At 64.6% G+C, this 24,833-nt stretch carries 22 protein-coding genes and 1 tRNA gene; 14 read left to right on the forward strand and 9 right to left on the reverse strand.

Annotated features, from left to right (window positions below):
• Nucleotides 1–8 precede the first annotated feature (8 nt).
• Nucleotides 9–1,973 carry a 3-hydroxyacyl-CoA dehydrogenase/enoyl-CoA hydratase family protein gene (locus NDI54_RS16245; protein WP_310897489.1) on the reverse strand — a complete coding sequence of 655 codons (1,965 nt, stop codon included), beginning with the start codon at nucleotides 1,971–1,973 and terminating at the stop codon, nucleotides 9–11.
• A gap of 113 nt (nucleotides 1,974–2,086) precedes the next feature.
• On the opposite strand from NDI54_RS16245, the gene NDI54_RS16250 reads away from it, so the two are divergent.
• From NDI54_RS16250 to NDI54_RS16260, 3 genes are all read left to right on the forward strand, one after another.
• The gene (locus NDI54_RS16250; protein WP_310897490.1) at nucleotides 2,087–3,244 is read left to right on the forward strand and encodes an acyl-CoA dehydrogenase family protein; all 1,158 of its coding nucleotides are present in this window, start codon (nucleotides 2,087–2,089) and stop codon (nucleotides 3,242–3,244) included.
• A gap of 290 nt (nucleotides 3,245–3,534) precedes the next feature.
• The gene (cysE, locus tag NDI54_RS16255) at nucleotides 3,535–4,092 is read left to right on the forward strand and encodes a serine O-acetyltransferase (RefSeq protein WP_310897491.1); all 558 of its coding nucleotides are present in this window, start codon (nucleotides 3,535–3,537) and stop codon (nucleotides 4,090–4,092) included.
• Between the two features lie 57 nt (nucleotides 4,093–4,149).
• Nucleotides 4,150–4,761, forward strand: a complete 612-nt coding sequence (locus NDI54_RS16260) for a DNA-3-methyladenine glycosylase family protein (RefSeq protein WP_310897492.1) — start codon at nucleotides 4,150–4,152, stop codon at nucleotides 4,759–4,761.
• Nucleotides 4,762–4,802: 41 nt separating this feature from the next.
• On the opposite strand, the gene NDI54_RS16265 is transcribed toward NDI54_RS16260, so the two are convergent.
• On the reverse strand, nucleotides 4,803–6,155 hold the full coding sequence (locus NDI54_RS16265; RefSeq protein WP_310897493.1) for a RimK family alpha-L-glutamate ligase: 1,353 nt from the start codon (nucleotides 6,153–6,155) through the stop codon (nucleotides 4,803–4,805).
• An 87-nt stretch (nucleotides 6,156–6,242) separates the two neighbouring features.
• Here NDI54_RS16265 and NDI54_RS16270 point away from each other — a divergent pair, with 87 nt between their 5' ends.
• The 4 genes from NDI54_RS16270 (at nucleotide 6,243) to NDI54_RS16285 (ending at nucleotide 9,041) form a co-directional block, all read left to right on the forward strand.
• A complete protein-coding gene (locus tag NDI54_RS16270; protein ID WP_310897494.1) occupies nucleotides 6,243–7,265 on the forward strand; it encodes a succinylglutamate desuccinylase/aspartoacylase family protein in 1,023 nt (340 codons plus the stop codon).
• A 99-nt stretch (nucleotides 7,266–7,364) separates the two neighbouring features.
• Nucleotides 7,365–7,784, forward strand: coding sequence for a succinate dehydrogenase, cytochrome b556 subunit (gene sdhC, locus NDI54_RS16275; RefSeq protein WP_005534156.1), 420 nt, complete (start codon nucleotides 7,365–7,367; stop codon nucleotides 7,782–7,784).
• The gene (locus tag NDI54_RS16280) at nucleotides 7,784–8,149 is read left to right on the forward strand and encodes a succinate dehydrogenase hydrophobic membrane anchor subunit (RefSeq protein ID WP_310897495.1); all 366 of its coding nucleotides are present in this window, start codon (nucleotides 7,784–7,786) and stop codon (nucleotides 8,147–8,149) included. The genes sdhC and NDI54_RS16280 overlap by 1 nt, the downstream gene beginning before the upstream one ends.
• A gap of 4 nt (nucleotides 8,150–8,153) precedes the next feature.
• Nucleotides 8,154–9,041, forward strand: coding sequence for a succinate dehydrogenase/fumarate reductase iron-sulfur subunit (locus NDI54_RS16285; protein WP_310897496.1), 888 nt, complete (start codon nucleotides 8,154–8,156; stop codon nucleotides 9,039–9,041).
• Between the two features lie 88 nt (nucleotides 9,042–9,129).
• Here NDI54_RS16285 and NDI54_RS16290 read toward each other — a convergent pair whose 3' ends face one another.
• A complete protein-coding gene (locus NDI54_RS16290; RefSeq protein ID WP_310897497.1) occupies nucleotides 9,130–10,050 on the reverse strand; it encodes a 2-dehydropantoate 2-reductase in 921 nt (306 codons plus the stop codon).
• A 79-nt stretch (nucleotides 10,051–10,129) separates the two neighbouring features.
• Nucleotides 10,130–11,551 carry a PAS domain S-box protein gene (locus NDI54_RS16295; protein WP_310897498.1) on the reverse strand — a complete coding sequence of 474 codons (1,422 nt, stop codon included), beginning with the start codon at nucleotides 11,549–11,551 and terminating at the stop codon, nucleotides 10,130–10,132.
• A 247-nt stretch (nucleotides 11,552–11,798) separates the two neighbouring features.
• Between NDI54_RS16295 and NDI54_RS16300 the strand changes: the two genes are divergently transcribed.
• Nucleotides 11,799–13,625: an FAD-binding protein gene (locus tag NDI54_RS16300; RefSeq protein WP_310897499.1), complete on the forward strand. Its 1,827-nt coding sequence runs from the start codon at nucleotides 11,799–11,801 to the stop codon at nucleotides 13,623–13,625.
• A gap of 35 nt (nucleotides 13,626–13,660) precedes the next feature.
• On the opposite strand, the gene NDI54_RS16305 is transcribed toward NDI54_RS16300, so the two are convergent.
• On the reverse strand, nucleotides 13,661–13,981 hold the full coding sequence (locus NDI54_RS16305) for a cupin domain-containing protein (protein WP_310897500.1): 321 nt from the start codon (nucleotides 13,979–13,981) through the stop codon (nucleotides 13,661–13,663).
• 209 nt (nucleotides 13,982–14,190) lie between these two features.
• On the opposite strand from NDI54_RS16305, the gene NDI54_RS16310 reads away from it, so the two are divergent.
• Nucleotides 14,191–14,294, forward strand: a tRNA-OTHER gene (locus tag NDI54_RS16310).
• A 319-nt stretch (nucleotides 14,295–14,613) separates the two neighbouring features.
• Here NDI54_RS16310 and NDI54_RS16315 read toward each other — a convergent pair.
• A complete protein-coding gene (locus NDI54_RS16315) occupies nucleotides 14,614–14,838 on the reverse strand; it encodes a DUF7385 family protein (protein ID WP_310897501.1) in 225 nt (74 codons plus the stop codon).
• A gap of 87 nt (nucleotides 14,839–14,925) precedes the next feature.
• Here NDI54_RS16315 and NDI54_RS16320 point away from each other — a divergent pair, with 87 nt between their 5' ends.
• The 4 genes from NDI54_RS16320 (at nucleotide 14,926) to NDI54_RS16335 (ending at nucleotide 19,047) form a co-directional block, all read left to right on the forward strand.
• Entirely contained in the window at nucleotides 14,926–15,966 is a 1,041-nt protein-coding gene (locus tag NDI54_RS16320) for a nicotinate-nucleotide--dimethylbenzimidazole phosphoribosyltransferase (protein ID WP_310897502.1), read from the forward strand.
• A gap of 2 nt (nucleotides 15,967–15,968) precedes the next feature.
• Nucleotides 15,969–17,282 carry a cobyrinic acid a,c-diamide synthase gene (locus NDI54_RS16325; protein ID WP_310897503.1) on the forward strand — a complete coding sequence of 438 codons (1,314 nt, stop codon included), beginning with the start codon at nucleotides 15,969–15,971 and terminating at the stop codon, nucleotides 17,280–17,282.
• A 158-nt stretch (nucleotides 17,283–17,440) separates the two neighbouring features.
• Nucleotides 17,441–18,250, forward strand: a complete 810-nt coding sequence (dacZ, locus tag NDI54_RS16330; protein WP_310897504.1) for a diadenylate cyclase DacZ — start codon at nucleotides 17,441–17,443, stop codon at nucleotides 18,248–18,250.
• 2 nt (nucleotides 18,251–18,252) lie between these two features.
• Entirely contained in the window at nucleotides 18,253–19,047 is a 795-nt protein-coding gene (locus tag NDI54_RS16335) for a mechanosensitive ion channel domain-containing protein (RefSeq protein WP_310897505.1), read from the forward strand.
• Nucleotides 19,048–19,055: 8 nt separating this feature from the next.
• On the opposite strand, the gene NDI54_RS16340 is transcribed toward NDI54_RS16335, so the two are convergent.
• From NDI54_RS16340 to purD, 3 genes are read right to left on the reverse strand one after another with little or no spacing between them, the layout of a single operon-like run.
• Nucleotides 19,056–19,604 carry an acyltransferase gene (locus tag NDI54_RS16340; RefSeq protein ID WP_310897608.1) on the reverse strand — a complete coding sequence of 183 codons (549 nt, stop codon included), beginning with the start codon at nucleotides 19,602–19,604 and terminating at the stop codon, nucleotides 19,056–19,058.
• 20 nt (nucleotides 19,605–19,624) lie between these two features.
• Nucleotides 19,625–21,121, reverse strand: a complete 1,497-nt coding sequence (locus NDI54_RS16345) for a TrkH family potassium uptake protein (RefSeq protein ID WP_310897506.1) — start codon at nucleotides 21,119–21,121, stop codon at nucleotides 19,625–19,627.
• Between the two features lie 55 nt (nucleotides 21,122–21,176).
• On the reverse strand, nucleotides 21,177–22,526 hold the full coding sequence (gene purD / locus NDI54_RS16350) for a phosphoribosylamine--glycine ligase (protein ID WP_310897507.1): 1,350 nt from the start codon (nucleotides 22,524–22,526) through the stop codon (nucleotides 21,177–21,179).
• A 103-nt stretch (nucleotides 22,527–22,629) separates the two neighbouring features.
• On the opposite strand from purD, the gene NDI54_RS16355 reads away from it, so the two are divergent.
• Nucleotides 22,630–24,831, forward strand: coding sequence for a thioredoxin domain-containing protein (locus NDI54_RS16355; RefSeq protein WP_310897508.1), 2,202 nt, complete (start codon nucleotides 22,630–22,632; stop codon nucleotides 24,829–24,831).
• Nucleotides 24,832–24,833 lie beyond the last annotated feature (2 nt).

The following is a 24,833-nucleotide window of genomic DNA, read 5'->3' on the forward strand; positions in this document are numbered from 1 at the left end:
CGGTCGCCTCACTTCCCCTCGAAGTTCGGCTCCCCGTCCCCCATGAACGCGTTGATGCCCTCCATCACGTCGTCGGTGCCGATGAGGTGGCCGAAGGCCTGTGATTCGACTTCGAGGCCGGCGTCGATATCGTCGCGGCCGGCGAGCATCGCGCGCTTGGTCAGCTCCTGAGCGACCGGCGGCCCTGCGGCCATGTCCGTCGCCAGTTCGAGCGCCCGCTCGTGGAGCGAATCGTTGTCGACGACCTCGTTGATGAAGCCGTACTCGGCCAGTTCGGCGGCGTCGTAGCGCTCGGCGGTGAAGATGATCTCCTTGGCGCGGCCCTCGCCGACGATGCGGGCGAGGCGCTGCGTGCCGCCCCAGCCCGGCAGGAGGCCGAGGTTGTGCTCGGGCTGGCCCAGTTCGGAGCGTTCCGAGGCCACGCGGAGGTCGGCACAGGTCGCCAGTTCCATCCCGCCGCCCAGCGCGTAGCCGTCGATGCCGGCGACGACCGGCATCGAACACTCTTCGAGCTTGCCGAAGGTCTGTTGCCCCTTGCGGGAGAGTTCGATGGCGGAAAGCGGCGTCGCGTTCGAGGCCATCGACTGCACGTCGGCCCCGGCGGAGAACGCCTTGTCGCCGGCCCCGGTCAGCAGGATGGCGCGCACCTCGTCGTCGTCTTCGAGCAGGTCAACGGCGTCCGCGAGGTCGTCCATCAGTTCGGGGCTAACGGTGTTCATCCGGTGGGGGCGGTCGAGTTCGATGTGGCCGACCATATCGCCGGGATATTCGACGTTGATATTGTCGAACTCCGCATCGCCCTCGTCGTCGCTGCCGTAGAAGCCGCCGTCCGCAGCAGCCTCGCGGAGCCCGTCGGAGACGGCGTATCGCTCCGCGCCGGTCGCTTCGTGGGTTGCTTCCAGCGTGTCGACGAGCGTCTCCAGTCCAGTCTTGTCGGCCATCTTCGCGGGCCCGTCCGGGAAGCCGCCGCCGAGTTTGACGGCCTGGTCGATGTCGCCGACCGGGGCCACGTCGTTCTCGACGAGCTTGCCGACCTCGTTTGCCATCACGGCGACGAGGCGGTGCTCGATGTCCTCGCGGCCGGCGTCGGTCGGGATGTCGACGCCGCCGTTTTCGTAGTCGTAGAAGCCTTTGCCGGACTTCTTTCCGAGTTCCTCGTTCTCGACCTTCTCTTCGAGCAGGGGACACGGGGCGTAGGGCTCGCCCAGCACCTCGTGCATGTACTCAAGCACGTGCAGCCCCACGTCGTTGCCGACCTGATCCGAAAGCTCGAACGAGCCCATCGGCAGGCCCATGTCGAACTTCGTCGTCGAATCGACCTCGGCGACGGTCGCCTCGTCGGTGTGGACGAGCCAGGCGGCCTCGTTCATCAGCGGGACGAGGATACGGTTGACGATGAACCCCGGCGAGTCCTTGCGGACGCGGACCGGTGTCTTTTCAAAGTCCTCGGCAAGCGCCTCGATGGCCGCCAGCGTGTCGTCGCTGGAGTGGGCTCCGGAAATGACCTCGACCAGTTGCATCCGCACCGGCGGATTGAAGAAGTGCATGCCGCAGAACTGTTCGGGCCGTTCGGTCACCTCCGACAGCTCCGTGATGGAGAGGCTGGACGTGTTCGTGGCGAAGATGGCGTCCTCGGGCGCGTACTCCTCGACTTCCGTGTACACGTCCTTCTTGATGTCCATCTTCTCGGGGACGGCCTCGATGACGACATCGACATCGCTTACGGCCTCTTCCACATCGACCAGCGGCGTCACCCGATCCAGCGCCGCGTCGGCCTCATCCTGGCTGAGCTGGTCTTTCTCGGCGAGTTTGTTCAGCGACCACTCGATGTTGTCGTAGCCGTCCTGAACAAACTCGTCTTTGATGTCCCGCATGCGCACGTCGTAGCCTGCGAGCGCAGCCACTTCGGTGATTCCATGGCCCATATTCCCGGCACCGAGCACGGCGATAGTGTCAATATCCTCGAAATCCATGACATATCGTTCCACTGCCGGCCGACGCTTCAACGTTTCTCTCGGGAGCAAACCACTATTCAGTTTATTTCGGATTGCGAACCATTAATGAACTCCACGTCAACACACCACATATGGACTTCGGACTGACAGACGAGCAGCGACAGATCAGAGACGAGGTCGCTCGGTTCGCCGAAAACGAGATCAAACCCGTCGCGACCGAGTACGACACCGAGGAGAAGTTCCCCCGAGAAATCGTCGAGTCGGCCGCGGAGATGGGGCTGACGGGCGCGAACATCCCGCTGGAGTACGGCGGTGCGGGCTATGACACGCTGACGAACGCCATCATCGCCGAGGAACTGTTCGCGGCCGATCCCGGGATCGGCCTGAGCATCCAGTCGGCGGCGTTCGGGGCCGACGCCATCATCGGATTTGGCTCCGAGGCCCAAAAAGAGGAGTACTTGGAGCCGGTGGCAACGGGCGACGCCATCATGGGGGCGGCGATCTCGGAGCCGGATACCGGCTCGGACGTGTCGTCGGTGTCGACACAGGCGCGAAAAGACGGCGATGAGTGGGTTGTCAACGGCAACAAGATGTGGATTACGAACGGCTCCGTCGGCGACTACTTCGTCGTGCTCTGTGAGACCGACCCCGACGCCGAAGGGCGGTACAACGGCTTCTCGCAGATACTCATCGAGTCCGACCGCGACGGGTTCGAGGCCGAGAAAATCACCGGCAAGCTCGGCATCCGCGCGTCGGACACGGCTGAACTCATTCTCGACGACGTGCGCGTCCCCGAGGAGAACCTCGTGGGCACGCGCGGGGCCGGCTTCCTCCAGATCATGCAGTTCTTCGACGAGACCCGAACGGGCGTGGCCGCACAGGGCGTCGGTATCGCCCGCGGGGCCGCCGAGCGCGCTCTGGCGTACGCCCAGGACCGCGAGCAGTTCGGCCAGTCCATCTCGGAGTTCCAGGCCATCCAGCACAAGCTCGCCGAGATGTTCACCGAAATCGAGGCGGCCCGCCAGCTCACGTACAAATCCGCCTGGAGCGTCGACAACGCCGACGACCAGCTCACCCAACTCGCCTCGATGGCCAAGGAGAAAGCCTCCCGTGTCGCCGTCGAGACAGCCGACGAGGCCGTCCAGATCCACGGCGGGGCCGGCTACGTCAACGACTTCGACGTAGAGCGGTTCTACCGCGACGCCAAGATCACCCAGATTTACGAGGGGACGACCGAAATCCAGAAGAACATCATCGCCCGGGAACTGCTCGGGAAGGGGATGACCTGAGCGCCCCTCAGTGATCGGAGGTCGCCGCCGCTTGCCGGGCCGTTCGTTCGTTTCATCAGATTCGTTTCAGCAGACACGACCGTTGGTCGAACCATTGCCTTTTAAGCCGCTGAGCGACGTAGTTAGCCCAACTATGGGCGACCGATTCCCCCGCCGTGGTACTCGCCCGTCTCGGACCGCGATCAGTTGCTGCGCTCCCTGTCGCTGTTGTTGCCGGTGACTCCCGTCCGGTGATTCGGACCACGACTGGTTGCCCTGCTTACAGACGACACACTCTCACAAGACACACTATGTTCGACCGACTGAAAGCGGATATTCGCACAGCACTCGCAAAGGACCCGGCGGCGACGAGCGCCACGGAGGTCGTGCTCACCTACCCCGGGCTGCACGCGATCTGGGCCTATCGCGTCGCCCACTGGCTCTGGGGCCACGACCGGAAACTGCTCGCCAGAGTCGTCTCGCATCTCGCTCGGTTCCTGACCGGCGTCGAGATCCATCCCGCCGCGGAGATCGGCGAGCGCGTGTTCATCGACCACGGGATGGGCATCGTCATCGGCGAAACGGCCGAGATCGGCGACGACGTGCTCCTCTACCACGGCGTGACGCTGGGCGGCACGTCGATGCGGCGGGAGAAGCGCCACCCGACGGTCGAAGACGGCGCAACCATCGGCGCTGATGCCTCGATTATGGGGCCGATTACGGTCGGCGAAAACGCCTCCGTCGGCGCTGGCGCTGTCGTCGTCGACGACGTTGCCCCGGAGACGACCGTCGTCGGCAACCCGGCAAAGCCCGTCGGCGCGGCCGGCGTCGCCTCGCCCAGTCCCGATCCCGTCATCGCCGACGGCTGAGCGTCGCCACGACAGCGACGGACACGTTCTTTTCGCTCGGGGCGCTACTGACGAGCGATGAGTGACTCGCCACACGAGACGCTGCGTGCGGATCCCGACATCGGCCCGCTCGTCGAAGCCCACGGAGAACTCACGCTGGACCCGACGCCGGACCTGTTCGAACGGCTCGTCGTCTCGATTCTCCGCCAACAGGTGTCGATGGCCTCGGCTGCAGCGACGCGGGAACGGCTGTTCGACGCCGTCACCGTAACGCCCGAGGGAATCAGCGATGCTGCCGACGAGGTACTCCGGGACGCCGGGCTCTCGCGCCAGAAGACCCGCTATGTCAACGCGGTCGCCGACGCGTTTCTGGAACACGGCTACGCCATGGAATCGTTCGCAGATGCCTCCGATGAGGAAATCCGTGAGGAGCTGACGGCGATCACTGGCGTCGGCGACTGGACTGCAGATATGCAGCTGCTGTTTGCCTTCGGCCGCGAAGACGTGTTCCCGGTCGGCGATCTGGGCATCCGCAAGGGGTTCGAGGCCGTCGTCGGCGACGGGTACAGCCGCGGGGAAATGCGTGAGTACGCCGAGCGGTGGGCTCCGTATCGCAGTTACGCGAGTCTGTATCTCTGGCGAGCCAGCGAGGACATCGCCGAGAGCGTCGAGGAAGTAACCGAGGACTGAGCCGACGAGCACCGGACCGGGAGGCCGGCCCTGGTGTGTCCCTACTCCTCGCTCTGTTCCTCTTCCTCGGTTTCCACTTCCGACTCGTCGTCCGCGCGGCGGTTCACGTCGACCTGATAATGTTTGAGGATATCCCGTCCGAGCAGGAGCGGGTAGTCCATGTGCGAGCGGTCCTCGACGCTGGCCGTGACGGTGTGTTGGGTTCCGCCGACGCCGACGACGAGGTCGACGACCGGGCGCGAGCGGCCGGACTTGACGCTCCCGGACTTGATCTTCACGATGTCGAGAATCGGCCCCGTCCCGATTTCGGCGGCGAGCTTGGCGTCGATGCTGGTCCGGGTCGCGCCGGTGTCGGACTTGGCCAGCACCGATTTCGTCCCCTGTGTTCCGGTGACAACGACCTCCTCGATGTAGCCGACGACGACGTTCTTCTGGGCCGAAGGCTGGGGCTTTTTCGGCGTACACGCGGGCTTGGAGTCGTCGAGTCGGTCGGAGAGCCGTTCGACGGTTTCCTCGTCGACGCTCCCACCGGCCCGCTCGATGGCGAGTTTGGCGATGTATGGAGCGGGGCTGACGCCGCTGGCCTTGAACAGGCCGCGGAACCCGGCGGTGGGATTCACTTCGAGCACGTAGTAGCCGTCTTCGCTCTGGACGATATCGACGCCGGCGTAGTCCAGTCCGATGGCCTCGACCGAATCGAGCGCGATCTCTCTGACGCGCTCGGGAAGCTCGCCCGTCATATCCTCGACCTCGCCGCCGAGCGCGACGTTGGTGCGCCATTCGCCCTCGGGCGCGTAGCGGTTCATCGCGCCGACGATCCGGTCGCCGACGACGTAGACGCGGAGGTCGTGGTGGCGCTTCTCGTCGTGTTCCATGTACTCCTGTAAGAAGGCGTATCGGCCGCCGACCTGGGCGTTGACCTGGTTTTCGAGGTCGACCATCCACGTCCCGCCGCCGTGGGTTCCGATAGCCGTTTTGTACACCGCGCGGTCGCCAAAGCGGCCCCGTTCGTCGTTCAGTAGGTCGTTCGACAGCGCGAGCAGGGCGTCGGGCACCGGGACGCCGGCATCGGCCAGTGCCGCGGCGCTGGCGAACTTGTGCAGGGCCGTCGTCGCCGCCATCGGCTCGTTCAGCATCGGCGCGAGCCGGCTGATAGTCATTCCAAGCCCGATCCCCTCCGCGGGGTGTTCGTTACTGGACAGCAGCAGTCGGTTCGCAACCACGTCAACGCTCGGTTCGAGCGTCATCTCGCCGTCCGTGACGCTGACTGCGGTGTTTTCGGTACGAAGCCACTCGGTATTGTAGCCCATCTCGTCGACCGCGTTCAGGATAGCTTTCGACTCCTTGCTGGAGTGGAGGCTAAGAACGCCGACGGTGATGTCCTGGTCGCTCATGCCGTCGGCTTCTGTCGGCCATAATATAGATGTGGGGATACTCGCCCGTCCGGAGAGGTTTTAGCCGCCGCCTCTCGTTGTGATAGCATGGAGGAGGCCAGGGCGTTCACCTTCGACGGCGGCCGCGTCGAGCCGGGTGAGACCCGCAATATCCGCTACACGGTCAGCGAGACGTATCTCGGCGACCCCGTCCGGATGCCGGTCACAATCGTCAACGGGGAGCAACCCGGACCGACGGTGTTTCTCACCGCGGCGGCCCACGGCGACGAACTCAACGGCATCGAGGTCGTCCGGGAGGTGGCCCACGAGTGGAACCACGAGGGGCTGGCGGGCACGCTCGTCTGCCTGCCGGTGTTGAACGTCCCGGCGTTTCTGGCACAGGAGCGGTACCTGCCCATCTACGACCGCGACCTGAACCGTTCGTTCCCCGGCGACCCCGACTCGACCAGTGCGAAGCGGATGGCCCACGAGATATTCCGAAACTTCCTGGCCCCGTGTGACGTGGGCCTGGATTTCCATACGTCCACGCGCGGGCGAACGAACATGCTGCACGTCCGGGCGGACATGGACGACCCGGAGGTTTCGCGGGTCGCCAACGCCTTCGCGTCGAACGTCATCATCTCGTCATCGGGTCCCTCGGGGTCGCTCCGGCAGGAATTGAGCGATGCCGGCGTCCCGACAATAACGATAGAGATGGGCGAGGCCCACCGGTTCCAGCGCCCGCTCATCGACTCGGCGCTGGAGAGCGTTCGGTCGGTGCTGGCGGAGTTCGGTCTCAGGGGGTCCGATATTGTCCGATGGCCGGGCTGGCGGACGATCATCGACGACAACGGCGAGAAGACCTGGATCCGCGCGGACTCCGGTGGGCTGGTGGACATGCACTACGAGCGCGGCGACCTGGTGTACGAGGACGACGTGATCTGTACGATCACGAACCCGTTCAAGACGGAGAACACGCTGATGCGTGCGCCGTTTACGGGCCTGCTGGTCGGTATCCTGGAGAACCCGCTGGTGTACCCCGGTAACCCACTCTGTCATCTGGTTCGGCTAGACGACCGGACCCAGCGAGCTATCGAGTGGAACCGCCGGATAGACGACGACGATTGGTGACGACAGAGTAGTCAATTGACGAACGTCTTCGGCCGGGTTTCCGGGGATACGCGTCCGCTGTAGAAACTACTATCTGTCCCCGGACTAACCCCCCTGTGTATGAGTCAGTCTTACAATCGCGGCACCGTCGAGGATTTCGGACGGTGGCGGGAGTTCACGGCCGGGATGTGGGCCTGGATCTTCCACAAGTTCACCGGCTGGGTGCTCGTGGGCTACCTGTTCACCCACATCGCGGTACTGAGCACTTCTGTCGGCGTCGATCCGGCGAGCGCGCAGGCAGGCAGCGACCTCTATACCAGCACGCTCAGCGGCCTCGAATCGCTGCTGATCGTCCGGTTCCTCGAAGTCGGTCTGCTAGCCGTCGCCGTCTTCCACATCCTCAACGGGATTCGCCTGCTGATGGTTGACCTGGGTGTGGGGCTGGAATCGCAAGACAAGAGCTTCTACGCGTCGCTGCTGTTGACCGGCGCTATCGTCGTCGCCAGCGTGCCGACGTTCCTCGGGGGGAAGCTGGTCTAATGGCACAGCACTACTCCTCTTTCGACCGCGGCGGGCGTCGCTGGCTGTTCCAGCGGCTGACCGCAGTGTTCCTGATCGGCGTGCTCGCGTTCCACTTCATGCTGTTGCACTTCGTGAATCACGCCTCTGACATCACGTTCCTGGGGACGCAGGCCCGGATGAGTCAGGTCAGCTACTTCGCGACGATGTGGCTGTTCCTCGTCACCGCGACGTTCCACGGCGTCAACGGCGTGTACAACGCGCTGGTCAACCAGGGACTCACCGGCTCCCAGAAGAACGCAGTCAAATACCTGCTCGGCGTCGCCGGCCTCCTGCTCGTTGTGCAGGGGACCCGCGTGTCGCTGGCCATGACGACCCTCGTCTGAAACTATGAGTACGCAAATCGAACAACAGGAGACCGAGACCGAAGCCGACGAAGAGACAGAACCCGAGGTCGAATCCCCGGGCGAGCGTCGGCGCGCACAGCGAGACGAACGACAGGCACAGGAGCAGGCCCAGCGCGAAGTCGAAGAGGCGTCCCTCGACGACGAGAACACGATCACGCTGAAAGTGTTCCGCTACGACCCCGAGGTGGAGGGGAAGCAGGAACCACGTTTCGACGACTTCCGCGTGCCGTTCCACAAAGGGATGACTGTCCTCGACGCGCTCATCTACGCACGGGACCACTACGACTCCTCGCTCACCTTCCGACACTCCTGTCGGCAGGCCGTCTGTGGGTCGGACGCGCTGTTCGTCAACGGCCGGCAGCGTCTGGGCTGTAAGACCCAGATGTCCGAACTTGACGACCCCGTCCGTATCGAGCCGCTGCCCCATCAAGAAGTCGTGAAGGACCTCGTCGTCGACATGGAACACTTCTACGACCAGATGGAGGCCGTCGAGCCGTACTTCGACGCCGACGAAACCCCGGACGACAAGCTCGAAGAGCAGCGCCAGACCCGGGAGAACCGCGAGAAGGTCAAGATGTCCACGCGGTGTATCTGGTGTGGCGCGTGCATGTCCTCGTGTAACATCGCCGCCGGCGACAACGAGTATCTCGGCCCCGCCGCCATCAACAAGGCCTACCGCTTTGCGATGGACGAGCGCGAGGGCGAGAACCGCAAGCAGGAGCGGCTTCGCATCATCGAGCAGGAACACGGCGTCTGGCGCTGCCAGACCCAGTTCTCCTGTACTGAGGTCTGTCCGAAGGACATCCCGCTGACCGAGCACATTCAGGAGCTGAAGCGGGAAGCGGTCAAAAACAACCTCAAGTTCTGGTAACGCGGTTCGACTGGCGAGTTTTCTGGGTCGCGTTCGATTCCCGATAGCCACAGCGAGTGCGAGCAGAGTCCGTTGATCGCTCGCCCGGTCAGTCGCTCCCCCCGGCCCACGGCGCGAGAATCGCGGTCACGGCTTCGTTCATCGGTACGGCGACGCCAACGTCCTCGGCGTGGCGGACCACCGAGCCGTTGAGTGCATCGAGTTCCATCGGTTTGTCGTGGGTCAGGTCGTAGTGCAGCGAGGAGTACATTTCCGGGTCGAGGTCCGCGGCGAAGTCCAGCCACTCCGAAACCGTATCGTCGGGCAGGTCGACGCCCTCCGCCCTGGCCACGGCACACACCTCCTCGATGAGCCGGCGGTACATCTCCCAGGACGCCTCGTTTTCCCGGATATCGCCGACCGGCCGCCTGGTCGTCGCGGTCATTCCCGCCTGGGCGCAAATGAAGGCGAACTTCCGCCAGAGTTCGACGCGGATGTCGTCGGCGAGGACCGCATCGACCCCTTCGCTCGCTGAGAGTGCGTCGTCCAGCGACTCGATCCGCTCCGTTCGCTGGTCGTCAAGTTCGCCGTAAACGAACCGGGCTGGGCCGCCGGTGTGTGCAACGACACCGGGCTCCTTGATCGTCGAGAAAATGTAGGCCACGCCGCCGACGACGTGGGCCTCGTCGATTGTCTCCGCCAGCCACACCTCGTTGTCGACGCCGTTCTGAAAGGAGACGACGGCGGTTTCGTCGTCGAGCAGCGGGTCCATGTCCGCGGCGGCCGCTCGTGTGTCGGTAGACTTCACGCAGAGCAGGACGGCGTCGCAAGCACCGACCGCGGCCGGATCGTCGGTCGCGGGGAGGTCGACCGCCGTATCGCCGTGAATGCTCTCGACCCGGAGACCGTCGGACTGCAGGGCGCCCAGATGCGCGCCCCGGGCGATGAGGTGGACCTCGTGGCCCGCGTTGGCGAGTCGTGCGCCGAGATAGCCGCCGATGCCGCCAGCGCCGAAGATGCAGAGTTTCATGTTCCGTACGGCTACACCGGAACGGGTAAAATGGGTTTGGGGCGGCAACCGCGGTCACGAAGCGAGCGCAGTCCGCGGTTCAGTTATCGCGACAGACGAACTCGAACCGGGCACCGCCGTCTTCGCTGTCGGTCGCGATGACATCCCAGTTGTGCGAGTCGGCGATCTGTTCGACAATACACAGTCCGAAGCCCGTCCCCTCCTCGGCCGTCGAGTAGCCGGGTTCGAACAGGTCGTCGGTCCCGTCGACGAAGCCGACGCCGTCGTCCTCGACGTAGAACCCCCACGGTTCGGTTCCGACAGTGACGGTCACATTGTCGCCGCCGTGTTCGGCAGGGTCGTCGGACGCCGTCTGGCTGCTCGTGGAGCCATGCTCCACGCTGTTCCGAAAGAGGTTCTCTAGCAGTTCGAGCAACGCGCCCTCGTCTGCCGTGACTGTATCGTCGATGTTGGTGTCCAGTGTCGCGCCCTGTGTGTCGACCATCGACCAGGCCCGCTGTGAGAGGCTGTCGAGGTCGACCGCTTCGACTTCTTCGGGGTCGACCCCCTGTTTGGCGAGCACGAGGAGGTCGTCGATGAGCGTGTACATCCGGTCGATGCTGCGCTCGGCGCGCTCGAAGTGCTCTTCCGCGCCGGTTTCGCGTGCGAGTTCGAGCGAGCCATCGAGTACGTCGAGTGGGTTCCGGAGGTCGTGGCTGATCGCGTCAGAGAAGCGTTCGAGGCGCTGGTTCTGCCGTCGAAGCTCCTGCTCGCGCTGTTTCCGCTCGGAGATGTCGCGGGTCGTCACGACAATGTGGTCTTCCAGCGGCCCGCTTTTGACCTGCTGACCGCGGGACTCGGCCCATATCCAGTCGCCGTCAGCGTGGCGATACCGATGTTCGATGATAGCGACATAGCCCGGCTCCTCGATCATCCGGCCGAACTCCTCTAAGGCGTTCGAGAGGTCGTCCGGATGGACGTACTCGAAGAGGTCGGCCTCCTCCATCGTCTCCTGATCGTAGCCCAGCACGCGTTCGACGGATGGACTGATGTAGTCGACGTTGCCGTCCCTGTCGAAGACGGTAAGAACGTCGGAGGTGTGGGTGACGAACTGGTGAAAGCGGGCCTCGAACCGCGGCCGGTCGCTGACATCGCGGGACGTGAACACTCTGTAGTCACGGTCGGTCTCACCGACCGGTGAGACGATAGTTTCGAGCCATACCCAGTCCCCCTCCACGTTGCGAAACCGATACTCAATCCCGCCGTCCGCCCGCTCGGTTGCGGTGTCCGAGTCCCCGGTTCCGTCGGTCAACGCGGAGACGACACGGTCTTCGTCCTCCGGGTGAACGAAATCGAGCCAGTTCGTCCCCACGATTGACTCGGCGTCGTACCCCAGCACGCGTTCGATAGCCGGGCTGACGAACTGCGTCTCAAGGTCCTGATCGGTTACTGTCAGTACTGCCGGCGCATCGGCCAATATCGCTTCGAAGTCGTCTGTCGACGTGAGATACTGGTCTGACATCAGGGTCGGAGCATGACAGCATTGTGTACAGATACCACGTGTAGCGTATGGTATCAGCAGTCGATTCATAGATATTCACGCCAAATGATATAACTCCATCGGACGGGTCAATAGTTCTGGCTCTCTGACAGCTAGAACCGGCAGTCGGAACGAAACCGCCCCCGCTGACGTAACACACAGTATCGCAACAGGGAGGCTTAAGTTTGGCTAATCCTAAGCCGAAACTACGCCAAGAGACCCTTTCACAATGTACGAACACGATGTCATCGTGGTCGGCGCGGGTGGCGCTGGCCTCAGAGCGGCGATTGCAGCGGACGAAGAGGGTGCGGATGTCGCCCTCGTGACCAAGCTCCATCCGGTTCGGAGCCACACAGGCGCTGCGGAGGGGGGCATCAACGCCGCACTCCAGGAAGGCGACTCCTGGGATCTCCACGCCTACGACACGATGAAGGGGTCCGACTACCTCGGCGACGCCCCTGCCATCGACACCTTCGCCAAGGACGCCCCGGAAGAGGTCATCCAGCTCGAACACTGGGGGATGCCCTTCTCGCGCGAGGACGACGGCCGCGTCTCCCAGCGGCCCTTCGGCGGCCTCTCCTATCCACGGACGACGTACGCGGGTGCCGAAACCGGCCACCATCTGCTGCACACGATGTACGAGCAGGCGGTCAAACGCGGCATCGAGGTGTACGACGAGTGGTACGTGACACAGCTGGCGGTCACCGACCACGACGACCCCGAGGACCGCGTCTGTCACGGCTGTGTCGCCTACGACATCAAATCCGGCGAGATTCAGGGTTTCCGCGCCAACAACGGCGTGATTCTCGCAACCGGCGGGCTGGGGCAGGCCTTCGACCACACCACGAACGCCGTCGCCAACACCGGCGACGGCTGTGCGATGGCCTACCGCGCCGGCGTCCCGATGGAAGACATGGAGATGATCCAGTTCCACCCGACAACGCTGCCGTCGACGGGCGTCCTCATCTCCGAGGGTGTCCGCGGCGAGGGCGGGATCCTCTACAACGACAACGAAGAGCGGTTCATGTTCGAACACGGCTACGCCAACAACGAGGGGGAACTGGCTTCCCGTGACGTGGTCGCCCGTGCCGAACTGACCGAGGTCAACGAGGGCCGCGGCGTCGAGGACGAGTACGTCGACCTCGATATGCGCCACCTCGGCGAGGAGCGCATCCTCGACCGGCTTGAGAACATCCTCCACCTCGCGGAGGACTTCGAGGGCGTCGACGGGCTCGACGAGCCGATGCCGGTCAAGCCCGGCCAGCACTACGCCATGGGTGGCGTCGAGTGTGACGAGAACGGCGAGACGTGTATTGACGGCCTCTACGCGGCCGGCGAAACCGCGTGTGTCTCGCTGCACGGCGCGAACCGCCTGGGCGGCAACGCTCTGCCGGAACTACTCGTGTTCGGCGCTCGCGCCGGCCACCACGCCGCCGGCAAGGACATGAAGACCGCCGAGATCCAGACGGGTCCTTCCGCAAAGAGCGAGCCTGGCGATGTCGAACCGCCGGTCGACCCCGGCGCAATCGACGCCAGCAGCGACGACGTTGCCGCCGACGGGGCAGCCGTCGAACCGAAAGCGGTCCTCGAAAACACCGTCGAGCAAGAGCGAACGCGTATCGAGACCCTGATCGAGTCCGACGGCATCAACCACGCCGAAGTCCGCGCGGACGTACAGGAGACGATGACTGAGAACGTCAACGTGTTCCGGACGGAAGCGGGCCTGGAGACAGCCCTTCAGGACCTTCGGGCGGCCCGCAAGGAGTACGGGAACGTCGCCGTCGAAGATCCGTCTCGGACCTACAACACGGACCTCATCCACACTATCGAGACCCGTAACATCCTCGATGTGGCTGAGGCCATCACGCTCGGCGCGCTCGCCCGCGAGGAGTTCCGGGGCGCACACTGGCGTGCCGAACACCAGGAGCGCAAGGACGACGAGTGGATCAAGCACACGATGCTGGCCTGGAATGAGGGCCAGCCGGAACTGTACTACAAGCCGGTCATCCTCGAAGGCGACGACCAGACCTACGAGCCGAAGGTCCGGTCGTACTGACGACCAGACCGCCGTCGTCGCTGTTTCTATGAGTGTCAGGGCGCGCCGACGAGGACGAACGTGCTCTCGGTGTCGCCGTTGTGAATCGTTCGCTCTGCTTCCGGTGGAATCCTGATCGCATCGCCCGCGTCCAGGGCTACGTCTTCGCCATCAACCTCGATAGTTGCCGCCCCTTCGACGAGGACGTACACTTCTTCATGGCCCTCGTCGGCGTGGTCGTGCGGTTTACCGGACCAGCCGGCGTCACAGTCGACCACGGTGACGCCCAACTGCTCACAGTCCAGCGGGTCTCGGAGGAAATGCATCGCATCGGCGACAGGGTCCACATCAGTGTAGTTGACTTTCCTGTAGCTCACGAACGCAAGTATCGCCGCCCACCCGCAAATAGGTTGTTGTGGGCCTGACAGGACAGGTCTGAGCGCTGAAGTTGCTTCGTCCGGAAGCCGTTGCTCAGAGGATACGAACAGAGAACCGACTGAAACACCAAACGCAAGCGCGCGTCGGGTCGCGGAAACACCCGGAATCATCACTTACTTGGTTGTCAGGAGCGTATACCAGATAGCCTGGAAGGGTGGCTCAGTGGTAGAGCGCTACCGACTGGCATGCCAGATATCGGTCGGTAGTTACCCCGCAAAAGGGCTCCGCGTGGTTCGACTCCCGCCCCTTCCATTGTTTCGCCAACAGCGACTGTACTCTCTGCATAACACGTGGTAGTGACTGGGTACGTCGAGTAGAAACGAGCGTCGGAGGGGGGAGACCGACGCTCAACAGGAAGTGGAAAGATACGGAATGTGGGGGGTGGGGGGTGGGGTGGTGCGGCACCAGTACGGTGCCTATCTGAAACAACTGGGTCAGTTGTATAAAAAACCAGCGGGAGGATTATCAAGATTGATACTGCTCGAGCATGGACGCTGACAGCACCGCTGTAATTGGTTAGAATACGCCAAGACCAACCCGAATCGCAGATTCAGCCGATAAGCGCGAACAGCTATTTGTGGGTGAAAAGGACGACGTTACCGTCGTTGATTGTCGCACAGAGGTCCATCTCGAAATCGAGGTTGAGGGAAGTGAACTCCTGCTTGCAGACGACCATATCGTCGAACGGTTCCGCACAGGAGGGGCAAGCCACGGCCGTCGTGTTCTGGTAGGAAGCGATGGCTTCGTTGTCCTCGCGGGGCGTCAGCGACGAGAGGAGTTCGTCGAAATCGTCCATGTTCGGGGAACCGGGAGCGCGTGACATAAATCATGCGCCGTCCACGCCACCAACGTATTAAAGTGGAGTTGTGGTAATACAACTACAATGACTCCATCCGGTGGCGGAACGCGCTTCGCACTCGTCGCAGGGACCACAGACACCGCCGGGCGGGCGGGGATCAGTGCCGCCGGAGCTGATTCCGAGTTGCTGTCGGTAACGCCCGCAGCGGACGCCGAGCTGGTGACCTACGGGAGTCCGGTCCGGACCGACGTGGTTCCGGTCAGTCCGAGCGGCTGTCCGACACCGGCGCTGGTGACACGAGCCGTCCGTGAGGTGCTGGGACTGGATGTTACAATTATCGACGGCGGACTGGCCGAGAAGACCGGGGCGCCAACGGTATCTGTCGGCGCTCGGCCGGGCAAAGACATCGCGGAGCAGGACCCGGTACCGACGGCCCACGGGGCGTTCGCGGCCGCCCGGCAGTTCGGCCAGGCGCTCCCGGCCGACGAACTGTATCTTGGCGAGTCCATCCCGGGCGGGACGACGACGGCACTCGGCGTCCTTCGGGCGCTCGGTGAAAACGGAATGGTCTCTTCATCGCTTCCCGAGAACCCCACAGAACAAAAAGAGAATCTGGTCGCAGAGGGCCTGCTGGCCAGTTCGCTGGAGCCGGGCGAGGCCGAAAACGAGCCCAAGCGGGCGGTCCGCAGGATGGGTGACCCCGTTCTGGCGACGCTCGCCGGACTCACAGCGGGGGCCGTCGAGAGCGACACGGCCGTGACCCTGGCCGGCGGGAGCCAGTGCATCGCCGTCGCTGCGCTGGTCCGGCACGGCGGCTACGAGGGATCGCTTGGCCTGGCGACGACGAGCTACGTCGCCGAGGACGAGAGCGCCGACGTTCGGGCGTCGGCGGATCGACTCGACCTCGACCTGACCGTGACCGACCCCGGCTTCGACGAAAGCGACCACGTCGGCATGGAGCGGTTCGTCGCCGGTGAAGCCAAGGAAGGCGTTGGCATGGGTGGCGCGCTGGCGCTGGCCGACCGCGCCGGCATCCCGATGGCGGAGGTCCGGGACCGGTTCGCAGCGATCTACGACGACCTGATCGGCGACGCGACCATGGCGACGGCCGAGGAGGGGCCGTGACGATGGAGGGGGTCGTTCTCGCGGGCACGAGTTCCGGCGTCGGCAAGACCGTCGCCACGTTGGCGACCCTTACGGCACTCGAAGACGCCGGCTACCACCCACAGCCGGCCAAAGCCGGCCCGGACTTCATCGACCCGAGCCACCACGAGGCACTCGTCGATACGCCCTCGCGGACGCTCGACCCCTGGCTGGCAGGCGAGGACGGCATGCGACGGACCTACTGGCGCGGTACGGGCGACATCTGCGTCGTGGAGGGCGTGATGGGTCTCTACGACGGAAGCAAAACATCGACGGCAGCGGTCGCTGAAGGACTGGACCTTCCGGTCGTCCTGGTCGTGGACGCGAAGGCCGGGATGGAGAGTGTCGCCGCGACGGCGCTGGGGTTCGCGGAGTATGCCGACCGCGTCGGCGTCGACATCGACGTGGCTGGCATCCTCGCCCAGCGCGCCCACGGCGGCCGACACGCCGACGGCATCAAAGACGCACTGCCCGATGACCTCACGTACTTCGGCCGGATTCCGCCGCTGTCCGATCTGGAGATACCGGAGCGCCATCTCGGGTTGCACATGGGTTCGGAAGCGGGCCTCGACCGGGAGGCGCTGTCGACGGCGGCGGAAACCATCGACATCGAGCGGTTAGTCGACGTGGCGCGGGCACCGCCGGAAACTCCCTCCGAGGAAACCGACAGTGACGGCCCGCCGACCGACCGCCGGGTCGCTGTCGCACAGGACAGCGCGTTCTGTTTCACCTATCCGTCTGTGCTCGAACGGCTCCGGTCCGACGCGACCCTGGAATCGTTTTCGCCGGTCGCTGGCGACCCGGTTCCCAACGCCGACGCGATCTATCTCCCCGGTGGCTATCCGGAACTCCACGGAGAGGCACTCGAAACCGGCGGGACGCTCGATGCAATCGCTGACAGTGCCGCTGACGGCGTCCCCGTTTACGGCGAGTGTGGCGGCCTGATGGCGCTATCGGAGTCGCTGACCACGACCGACGGCGACACCTACGAGATGGCCGGCGTTCTCCCGGCAGAAATCGAGATGCAGGACCGGTACCAGGCACTCGACCACGTTGAACTGGACGCCCGCACGGAGACGGTGACAGCGTCGGCCGGCGACAGCCTCCGCGGGCACGAGTTTCACTACTCCGCCGCAACTCTCGGCAGCGACGCGTCGTTTGCCTTCGACGTGGTTCGCGGCGACGGGATCGACGGCGACCACGACGGGCTGACGGAATACAACACGCTCGGGACCTACTGTCACTGCCACGCTGAAAGCGGTGCGTTCGACCGCCTGCTGGAACGGCCTTCGAAGTGATACTGTCGGCTGTACGTCTGTGACGAATTTCGCCACCCCGGGGTGGCGAATCTCGTGCAATAGTTACAGCCGACAGTATGAACAGAACCGTAACCGCCCGTCGGACGCGCGGCTGACCGCCCGCAACCTTTTTTCCGCCTGGCAGCATCGTTCTGATAATGAACGAGTTGCGCGACCTGCTCGGTGACCTGGTCGCAGATGTCGACTCCGTGTTCCTCTTCTCCCCGAACGCGTCGTTTTTCCACGAATTCGACGAGGTCGACGAGGAGGTCGTCGTCGTCGGCCCGGAGAACACGCTCGATGCGGATCCGTTCGTCGAACTGCCGATCGATTTCACCGACCTCGAAGGGCGGCTTCGCTTCGGTATCGAGGGCGCGCTGGAACAGGGTATTGTCGACGAAGGCGACGAGGTACTCTGTGTGACCGAAGTGCTTGACGGAGCGGAGAACACGCTCGTCCGGGTCCAGACGAACGACTTCTCCCCCTCCGGCGTGTACGACATGTTCGTCAACTCCAGGGCCGACGCGAGCGTCGTCCGGGACGTGTTCGAGGTCGCTATCGAACTGGGGAAGAAAGGCCAGAAGGGCAAGCCCGTCGGCGCGCTGTTCGTCGTCGGCGACGCCGGCAAGGTGATGAACAAGTCCCGGCCGCTGTCGTACAACCCCTTCGAGAAATCCCACGTCCACGTCGGCGATCCCATCGTCAACGTGATGCTCAAGGAGTTCTCGCGGCTCGACGGCGCGTTCGTCATCTCCGACGCCGGCAAAATCGTCTCCGCGTACCGGTACCTCGAACCCTCCGCGGAGGGGGTCGACATCCCCAAGGGTCTGGGCGCTCGCCACATGGCGGCCGGCGCGGTCACCCGTGATACCATGGCGACGGCTATCGTTCTCTCGGAGAGCGACGGGCTCGTACGGGCGTTCAAGGGCGGGGAACTGGTCCTCGAAATCGACCCCGAGGAGTACTGAGGATGCAGCTGGGCTTCGACTGGGCGACGATAATCAGGCAGGTGTTCTCACCGCAAGGGACGTTCGTCTTCTCGCTTGTGGTGCTCGGTGCAGGTATCATCCTCGGCTACCTCGTCTGGCGCTCCTCGCGGCGGTTCATGCGCGAACTCGGCGTGCCGGAAGCGGTCGAAGGAACACCCTTCGAGCGGACGGCGAGGGGACTGGGCACGTCGACCGTCGGCATCGTCTCGAATCTGGCGGCGCTGTTTATCTACATCACGACGGTCACTGCCGTCCTCAACATCGCCCAGCTAACCGATCCGGAGCTGTACTGGGCTCGTTTCACGTCGTTCCTGCCCGATCTGTTTATCGCCCTGTTTGCCGTCATCATCGGTCTCATCGCGGGTGACAAGGCCAAGCTCGTGGTCTCGGAGCGACTGCGCAGCGTCAAGATGCCCGAGGCGACAGTACTGCCGGAACTCGTCAAGTACAGCATTTTCTATCTGGCCGTCCTGATTGCGCTCGGCCAACTGGGCGTCGAGACCCTCGCCCTGCTCATTCTCCTTGCGGCGTACGCCTTCGGGCTGGTATTCGTCTGCGGGTTGGCACTGAAAGACATCTTGCAGGCCGGTGCGGCCGGTATCTATCTGCTCCTGACGGAACCGTACAGCATCGGCGACGAAATCGTCATCGGCGATCAGAGTGGCATCGTCCAGGAGGTAGACATCCTCGTGACGCGTATCGAAAGCGACGGCGAGGAGTACATCATCCCGAACAAGCGCGTGTTCAACGCCGGCATCGTCCGTATCCGGGACTGAACACGGGATTACGACGTGTCGGTCGCCGTGTCGTCCGATTCGAGCGGTTCAGCCGGAACGCCGGCGACCGTCGTCTCTGGCGGCACGTCTTCCGTCACAAGCGAGTTCGCCGCGACCTGTGCGCCCGCCCCGATTTCGACGCCTGGGAGGACGATTGCGCCCGCGCCGATCATCGCCCGTTCCCCGACGACAACCTCGCCGGTACGGTACTCGTCCTGTAGGAACTCGTGACACAGCAGCGTCGCGTCGTAGCCGATAATGGCGTGATCCTCGACGGTGATGAGTTCCGGCCAGAACACGTCCGGCGTCGATTCCAGCCCCCAGGCGACGCCGTCGCCCACGGTGACACCGAGCCGCGAGAGCAGCCAGTTCTTCAGCCGGAGGCTCGGCGAAATGCGACAGACGAGGATGACGACGTAGTTGACCATCACCCGGAGGAGGTGTTTGCCGTCCGGCCACGGGAACAGCGAGTTGTGCGGGCCGGGCGTCGGATGCCGGGTCAGCCGGTCGTGTCGTGGACCACTCACGTGCGTCGTGTACGAGGCCGCGGTAATCAAACCCGTCGGCTCGCCGGCGGTCACCGCGTCCAGAACGTCGGCGTGAGCATCACCAGCACGGGGACGATTTCGATTCGGCCGATCCACATCAGCAGTATCATCAGTACCTTACTCGACCGGACAAACCCGTCGTAGGTCCCATAGGGACCGGCCTGCCCGAACGCCGGGCCAATGTTGAAAAACATCGACGCCGCGGCGCTGAGGGCCTCGAACTCAGTGATGGGTGCCCCCGCTCGCTCGCCGTCCACGACGAGCAGGACAGTCCCGATGATGAAAAACACTAACGCGACCAGCGTGTAGGCGTACACGTCCCGGACGGTATCCTCGCTGACGACATCACGGCCCAGGCGGACGGGCCGAACACTCCGGCGGTGGGCCGAGACGTTCAGGTCCCGCCAGAACGATTTGGTGACGACGAGCCAGCGGAGCGTCTTTATCGAGCAGGTGGTGCTCCCGGCCATCCCGCCGATGAACATCATCACGAAGAGAACGTTCTTCGCGCCGGCGGACCAGGTGTTGAAGTCCGTGGAAGCGAACCCTGTCGTCGTGACGATGGCGGCAGTCTGGAAGACCGCGTGACGAACGGTGTCGCCGACTCCCGCCGTGTACCCCTGGTCGAGCACGAGCAGACCGCCAATGAGCAGGGACCCGACGCCGAGAATTCCCAGGTAGAAGTGGAACTCCTCGCTGTCCCGGAATCGATCGGTCTCGCCTCGAACGAGCGCGTACAGCAGGACGAAGTTCGTTGCGCCGACAATCATGAACAGCGTCACCGCCCACTGGACGGCCGGCGAAAACGCGCCGATACTCTCGGCCTGCGGGGAGAAGCCAGCCGTCGCGATGGCGGTGAAGGCGTGGGCGATTGCGTCGAACAGCGTCATCTCCGGCGCGAGGCCGCTCAGTCCGAGCGCGAACAGTATGAGCGCCGCGGCGACCGTCAGAGCGAGGTACAGTGACCCGATGATGCGCGCCGTGTCCTCGATACCGGGGGTGAGTTTCGTTACGTCCTCTGTGCGGGACTCTGTCTCCATGAGCTGTGCGCCGGCAACTGAGAGCCGCGAGAGCACCGCCGTCGCGAGCAAGAGCACCCCGAGGCCGCCGAGCCACTGGAGGACCTGTCGCCACATCAGCAGTGCTTGCGAATGGGCGTCGAAGTCCCTGATGACCGTCGCCCCCGTCGTCGTGATGCCGCTCATCCCCTCAAACAGGGCGTTGACGGGGCTGGCGAACACGCCCGTCCCCTCGATGTACAGCGGTATCGCGCCGACGACAGCGATAGAAAGCCAGGCCAGCGACACCGTCAGGAACGCCTCGCGGTCCTCAATACGGTCCCGCGGGAGGCGAGTGAGCGCCGTGCCGACTCCGAGCGCCACCGCAATCGTGACCAGATACGGGAGCACTGATTCAGCGTAAAGAAGAGCCACGACGACGGGAATCACCAGCGGCACGGCTAACCACTGCAAAATCGCGCCCAGAACGTTCAGCGACGAGCGAACGTCGACAGTAGTCAGTGCCACAGGTGCTCACCGCCCGCCGCAATGCCGAGTGACGGCTGGCGTTGCCACCACGCGCTCAGTCCGCGCCGCCGCGGATGTCGTTCATGTGGTCGATGCGCTGCTGGACGAGGTCCGCTTTCCCGATGTCGTGGCGGACCCGAAGGCCCTCCGTGCCGGCCCGCTGGAGCGACGCTTCGGCGATGGCCTCCGCGTCGCTGATGCTTTCTGCCAGGCCGACGACGGCATAGGATCGGGAGGTAGTCGTGTAGATGCCGTCCTCGCGGTCGTCGACGCTGGCGTAGAACAGCAGCGCCTCCGGGGCCGTCTCCGCGTCGTCGGACTGGTCGCTGTGCTCTGCAACGACTTCCGCGAGCACGTCGTCGTCGATGGTCACCTTCGCCCCGGCGTCGGGATCGGTGGGGTAGCCGTCCGGGACGGCGTACTTGCAGACGGTCGCCATCGGGCGGAAGGACAGTTGTGGCAGGGGCTCGTCGTCGCGGGCGGCGGTCAGCACGTCGAGGAAGTCCGTGTTGAGCACCGGCAGCGTGTTCATCGCCTCGGGGTCGCCAAAGCGGGCGTTGAACTCCACGACGCGTGGCCCGGTCTCGGTGAGCATGAACTGGCCGTAGAGGACGCCCTTGTAGCCGGAAAGCGCGTCGACGGTCGCCCGGAGCACGTCGACGGCGTCCATGTAGTCGTCCTCGTCCATGAACGGCAGGTGGAGGCTGGAATCGGAGTAGCTCCCCATTCCGCCGGTGTTCGGTCCCTCATCGCCCTCGTAGGCGCGCTTGTGGTCCTGCACTGCTGGCGTGACGCGCAGTTGGCCGTTTGCGACGAAGGCCTGGACGGTGAACTCCTCGCCGACCAGACGCTCTTCGAGGACGACGCGGTCGTAGTCGGAACTCCGGAGATACTCTTTGGCCTCCGCGGCAGTGCACTGGTCGCCGATGACGCGGACGCCCTTGCCGCCGGTGAGACCGGCGGGCTTGACCGCGAGGTCACCGTCGTACTCGTCGATGTACTCGCAGGCGGCGTCCATATCCTCGAACGTCTCGAAGTCAGGACAGCCGGGGATATCGTGTTCTCGCATGAACCGCCGCTGGAACGCCTTGTCCGTCTCGATACGGGCCTCCTGCTCCTGTGGCCCGAAGGTGTAGACCCCGGCGTCGTCCAGCGCGTCGGCGACCCCTGCCGCGAGCGCTGCCTCGGGGCCGATGACAGCAAGCGTGGCGTCGACCCCCCGGGCGTAGGTCGTCACCGCTTTGGGGTTGGTCGTATCGAGGGCCTCGAAGCCGTCGGCGAGGGCGACGATACCCGGGTTCCGGTTGCCGGCACAGGCGTACAGCTCCGCCGGCGAGTCTGCGAGTGAACGCGCGATCGCGTGTTCCCGGCCGCCGCCACCCACGAGCAGCACTGTCTCTGTCATACTCGAAGGCCGGATTGGCTCTCACCTAAGTATTGTCTTTTCCGGGATTACGACGGCTGCCGCCGTCGCGTCTCTTTTCCCCGCGGCGCTCCCATTTTCGGATATGAGCAACGCTACGGACCCGACATCTCGCAACCGACTCGACGAGGCGGAGAGCCCGTATCTCCGCCAGCACGCGGACAACCCCGTCAACTGGCAGCCCTGGGACGAGAAAGCCCTGGCAGCCGCCGAGGAGCGGGACGTGCCCATCTTCCTCTCTATCGGCTACGCGGCCTGTCACTGGTGTCACGTCATGGAAGAGGAGAGCTTCCAGAACGAGGCTATCGCCGAGCAACTCAACGAGAATTTCGTCCCGATAAAGGTCGACCGCGAGGAGCGACCGGATCTCGACTCCGTGTACATGAGCATCTGCCAGCAGGTGACCGGCGGCGGTGGCTGGCCGCTGTCGGCCTGGCTCACGCCGGCGGGCGAGCCGTTCTACGTCGGGACGTACTTTCCGCCCGAGGAGAAGCGCGGCCAGCCCGGGTTCGGTGACCTGCTCGGGCGGCTTGCAGACTCGTGGGCCGACCCCGAACAGCGCGCGGAGATGGAGAACCGCGCCCAGCAGTGGACCGAGGCCATCGAGAGCGACCTCGAAGCGACGCCGGCCGACCCGGCGGACCCCGCCGAAGACATCATCCAGACCGCGGCGACCATCGCCCACCGCGGCGCGGACCGGCAGGACGGCGGCTGGGGCTCCGGCGGACCGAAGTTCCCGCAGAACGGGCGATTGCACGTGTTGCTGCGAGCCCATGCTGATGGGGGGCAAGCGGACTATCTCACTGTCGTCGAGGAGACGCTGGACGTGATGGCCGACCGGGGACTGTACGACCACGTCGGTGGCGGCTTCCACCGCTACGCGACGGACCAGCAGTGGGCCGTCCCCCACTTCGAGAAGATGCTGTACGACAACGCCGAGATTCCCCGGGCTTTCCTCGCCGGCTACCAGGCCATCGGCTCGGAACGCTACGCCTCGGTCGTCCGGGAGACCTTCGAGTTCGTCCAGCGCGAACTCCAGCACCCTGATGGCGGCTTCTTCAGCACGCTGGATGCCGAGAGCGCGCCGCATAGCGAGTCGCGAAGCGACTCGGAACAGTCGAGCGGGGGAACCCCGCGAGACGACCCCGATGGTGACAGCGAGGAAGGGCTGTTCTACGTCTGGACGCCCGAACAGGTCCACGACGCCGTCGAGGACGAGACAGACGCCGAGGTCTGCTGTGACTACTTCGGCGTCACGGAGCGGGGCAACTTCGAGGGGGCGACAGTGCTCGCTGTCCGGAAGCCGGTGTCGGTGCTGGCAGAGGAGTACGAGCAAACCGAGGCCGAGATAACGGAAAGTCTCCAGCGCGCCCTAAACCAGACCTTCGAAGCACGCACGGAGCGCCCGCGACCGGCCCGCGACGAGAAGGTGCTGGCCGGCTGGAACGGGCTGATGATCCGGGCGCTCGCCGAGGGCGCGATTGTCCTCGATGACCGGTACGCCGACGTGGCCGCCGACGCCCTCTCGTTCGTCCGGGAGCACCTGTGGGACGACGAGGAACACCGACTCAACCGCCGGTACAAGGACGGCGACGTGGCCATCGACGGCTACCTGGAGGACTACGCGTTCCTCGGACGGGGCGCGCTGACGCTGTTCGAGGCGACCGGCGACGTGGACCACCTCGCATTTGCGGTGGACCTGGGCCAGGCTATCACGGAAGCCTTCTGGGACGACGAGGCGGAGACACTGTTTTTCACGCCGACCGGCGGCGAGACGCTGGTCGCCCGCCCGCAAGAACTCACCGACCAGTCGACGCCCTCCAGCACCGGCGTCGCTGTCGACCTCCTGCTGTCGCTGTCGCATTTCAGCGACGACGACCGTTTCGAAGCGGTCGCCGAGCACGTCATCCGGACCCATGCCGACCGCGTCTCCTCGAACCCGCTCCAACACGCCTCACTCACGCTGGCGACGGACACCTACGAGCAGGGCGCGCTGGAACTGACGCTGGTCGGCGACCAGTCGGACTACCCGAACGAGTGGACGGAGACCCTCGCCGAGCGGTACATTCCGCGCCGCCTGCTCGCCCACCGACCGGCTGGCGATAGCGAGTTCGAGCAGTGGCTCGACGCGCTCGAATTAGACGAGTCGCCGCCCATCTGGGCCGGGCGCGAGCAGGTCGACGACGAACCGACGGTGTACGCGTGCCGGAACTTCGCTTGCTCGCCGCCGAAACACGACCTCGGGACGGCGCTAGAATGGGGCGCGGCGACTGACGGCGCGGAGTAAGG

Origin of the sequence: Haloarcula terrestris, assembly GCF_031624315.1 — an archaeon.
In the GTDB taxonomy this organism is placed as follows: Archaea; Halobacteriota; Halobacteria; order Halobacteriales; family Haloarculaceae; genus Haloarcula; species Haloarcula terrestris.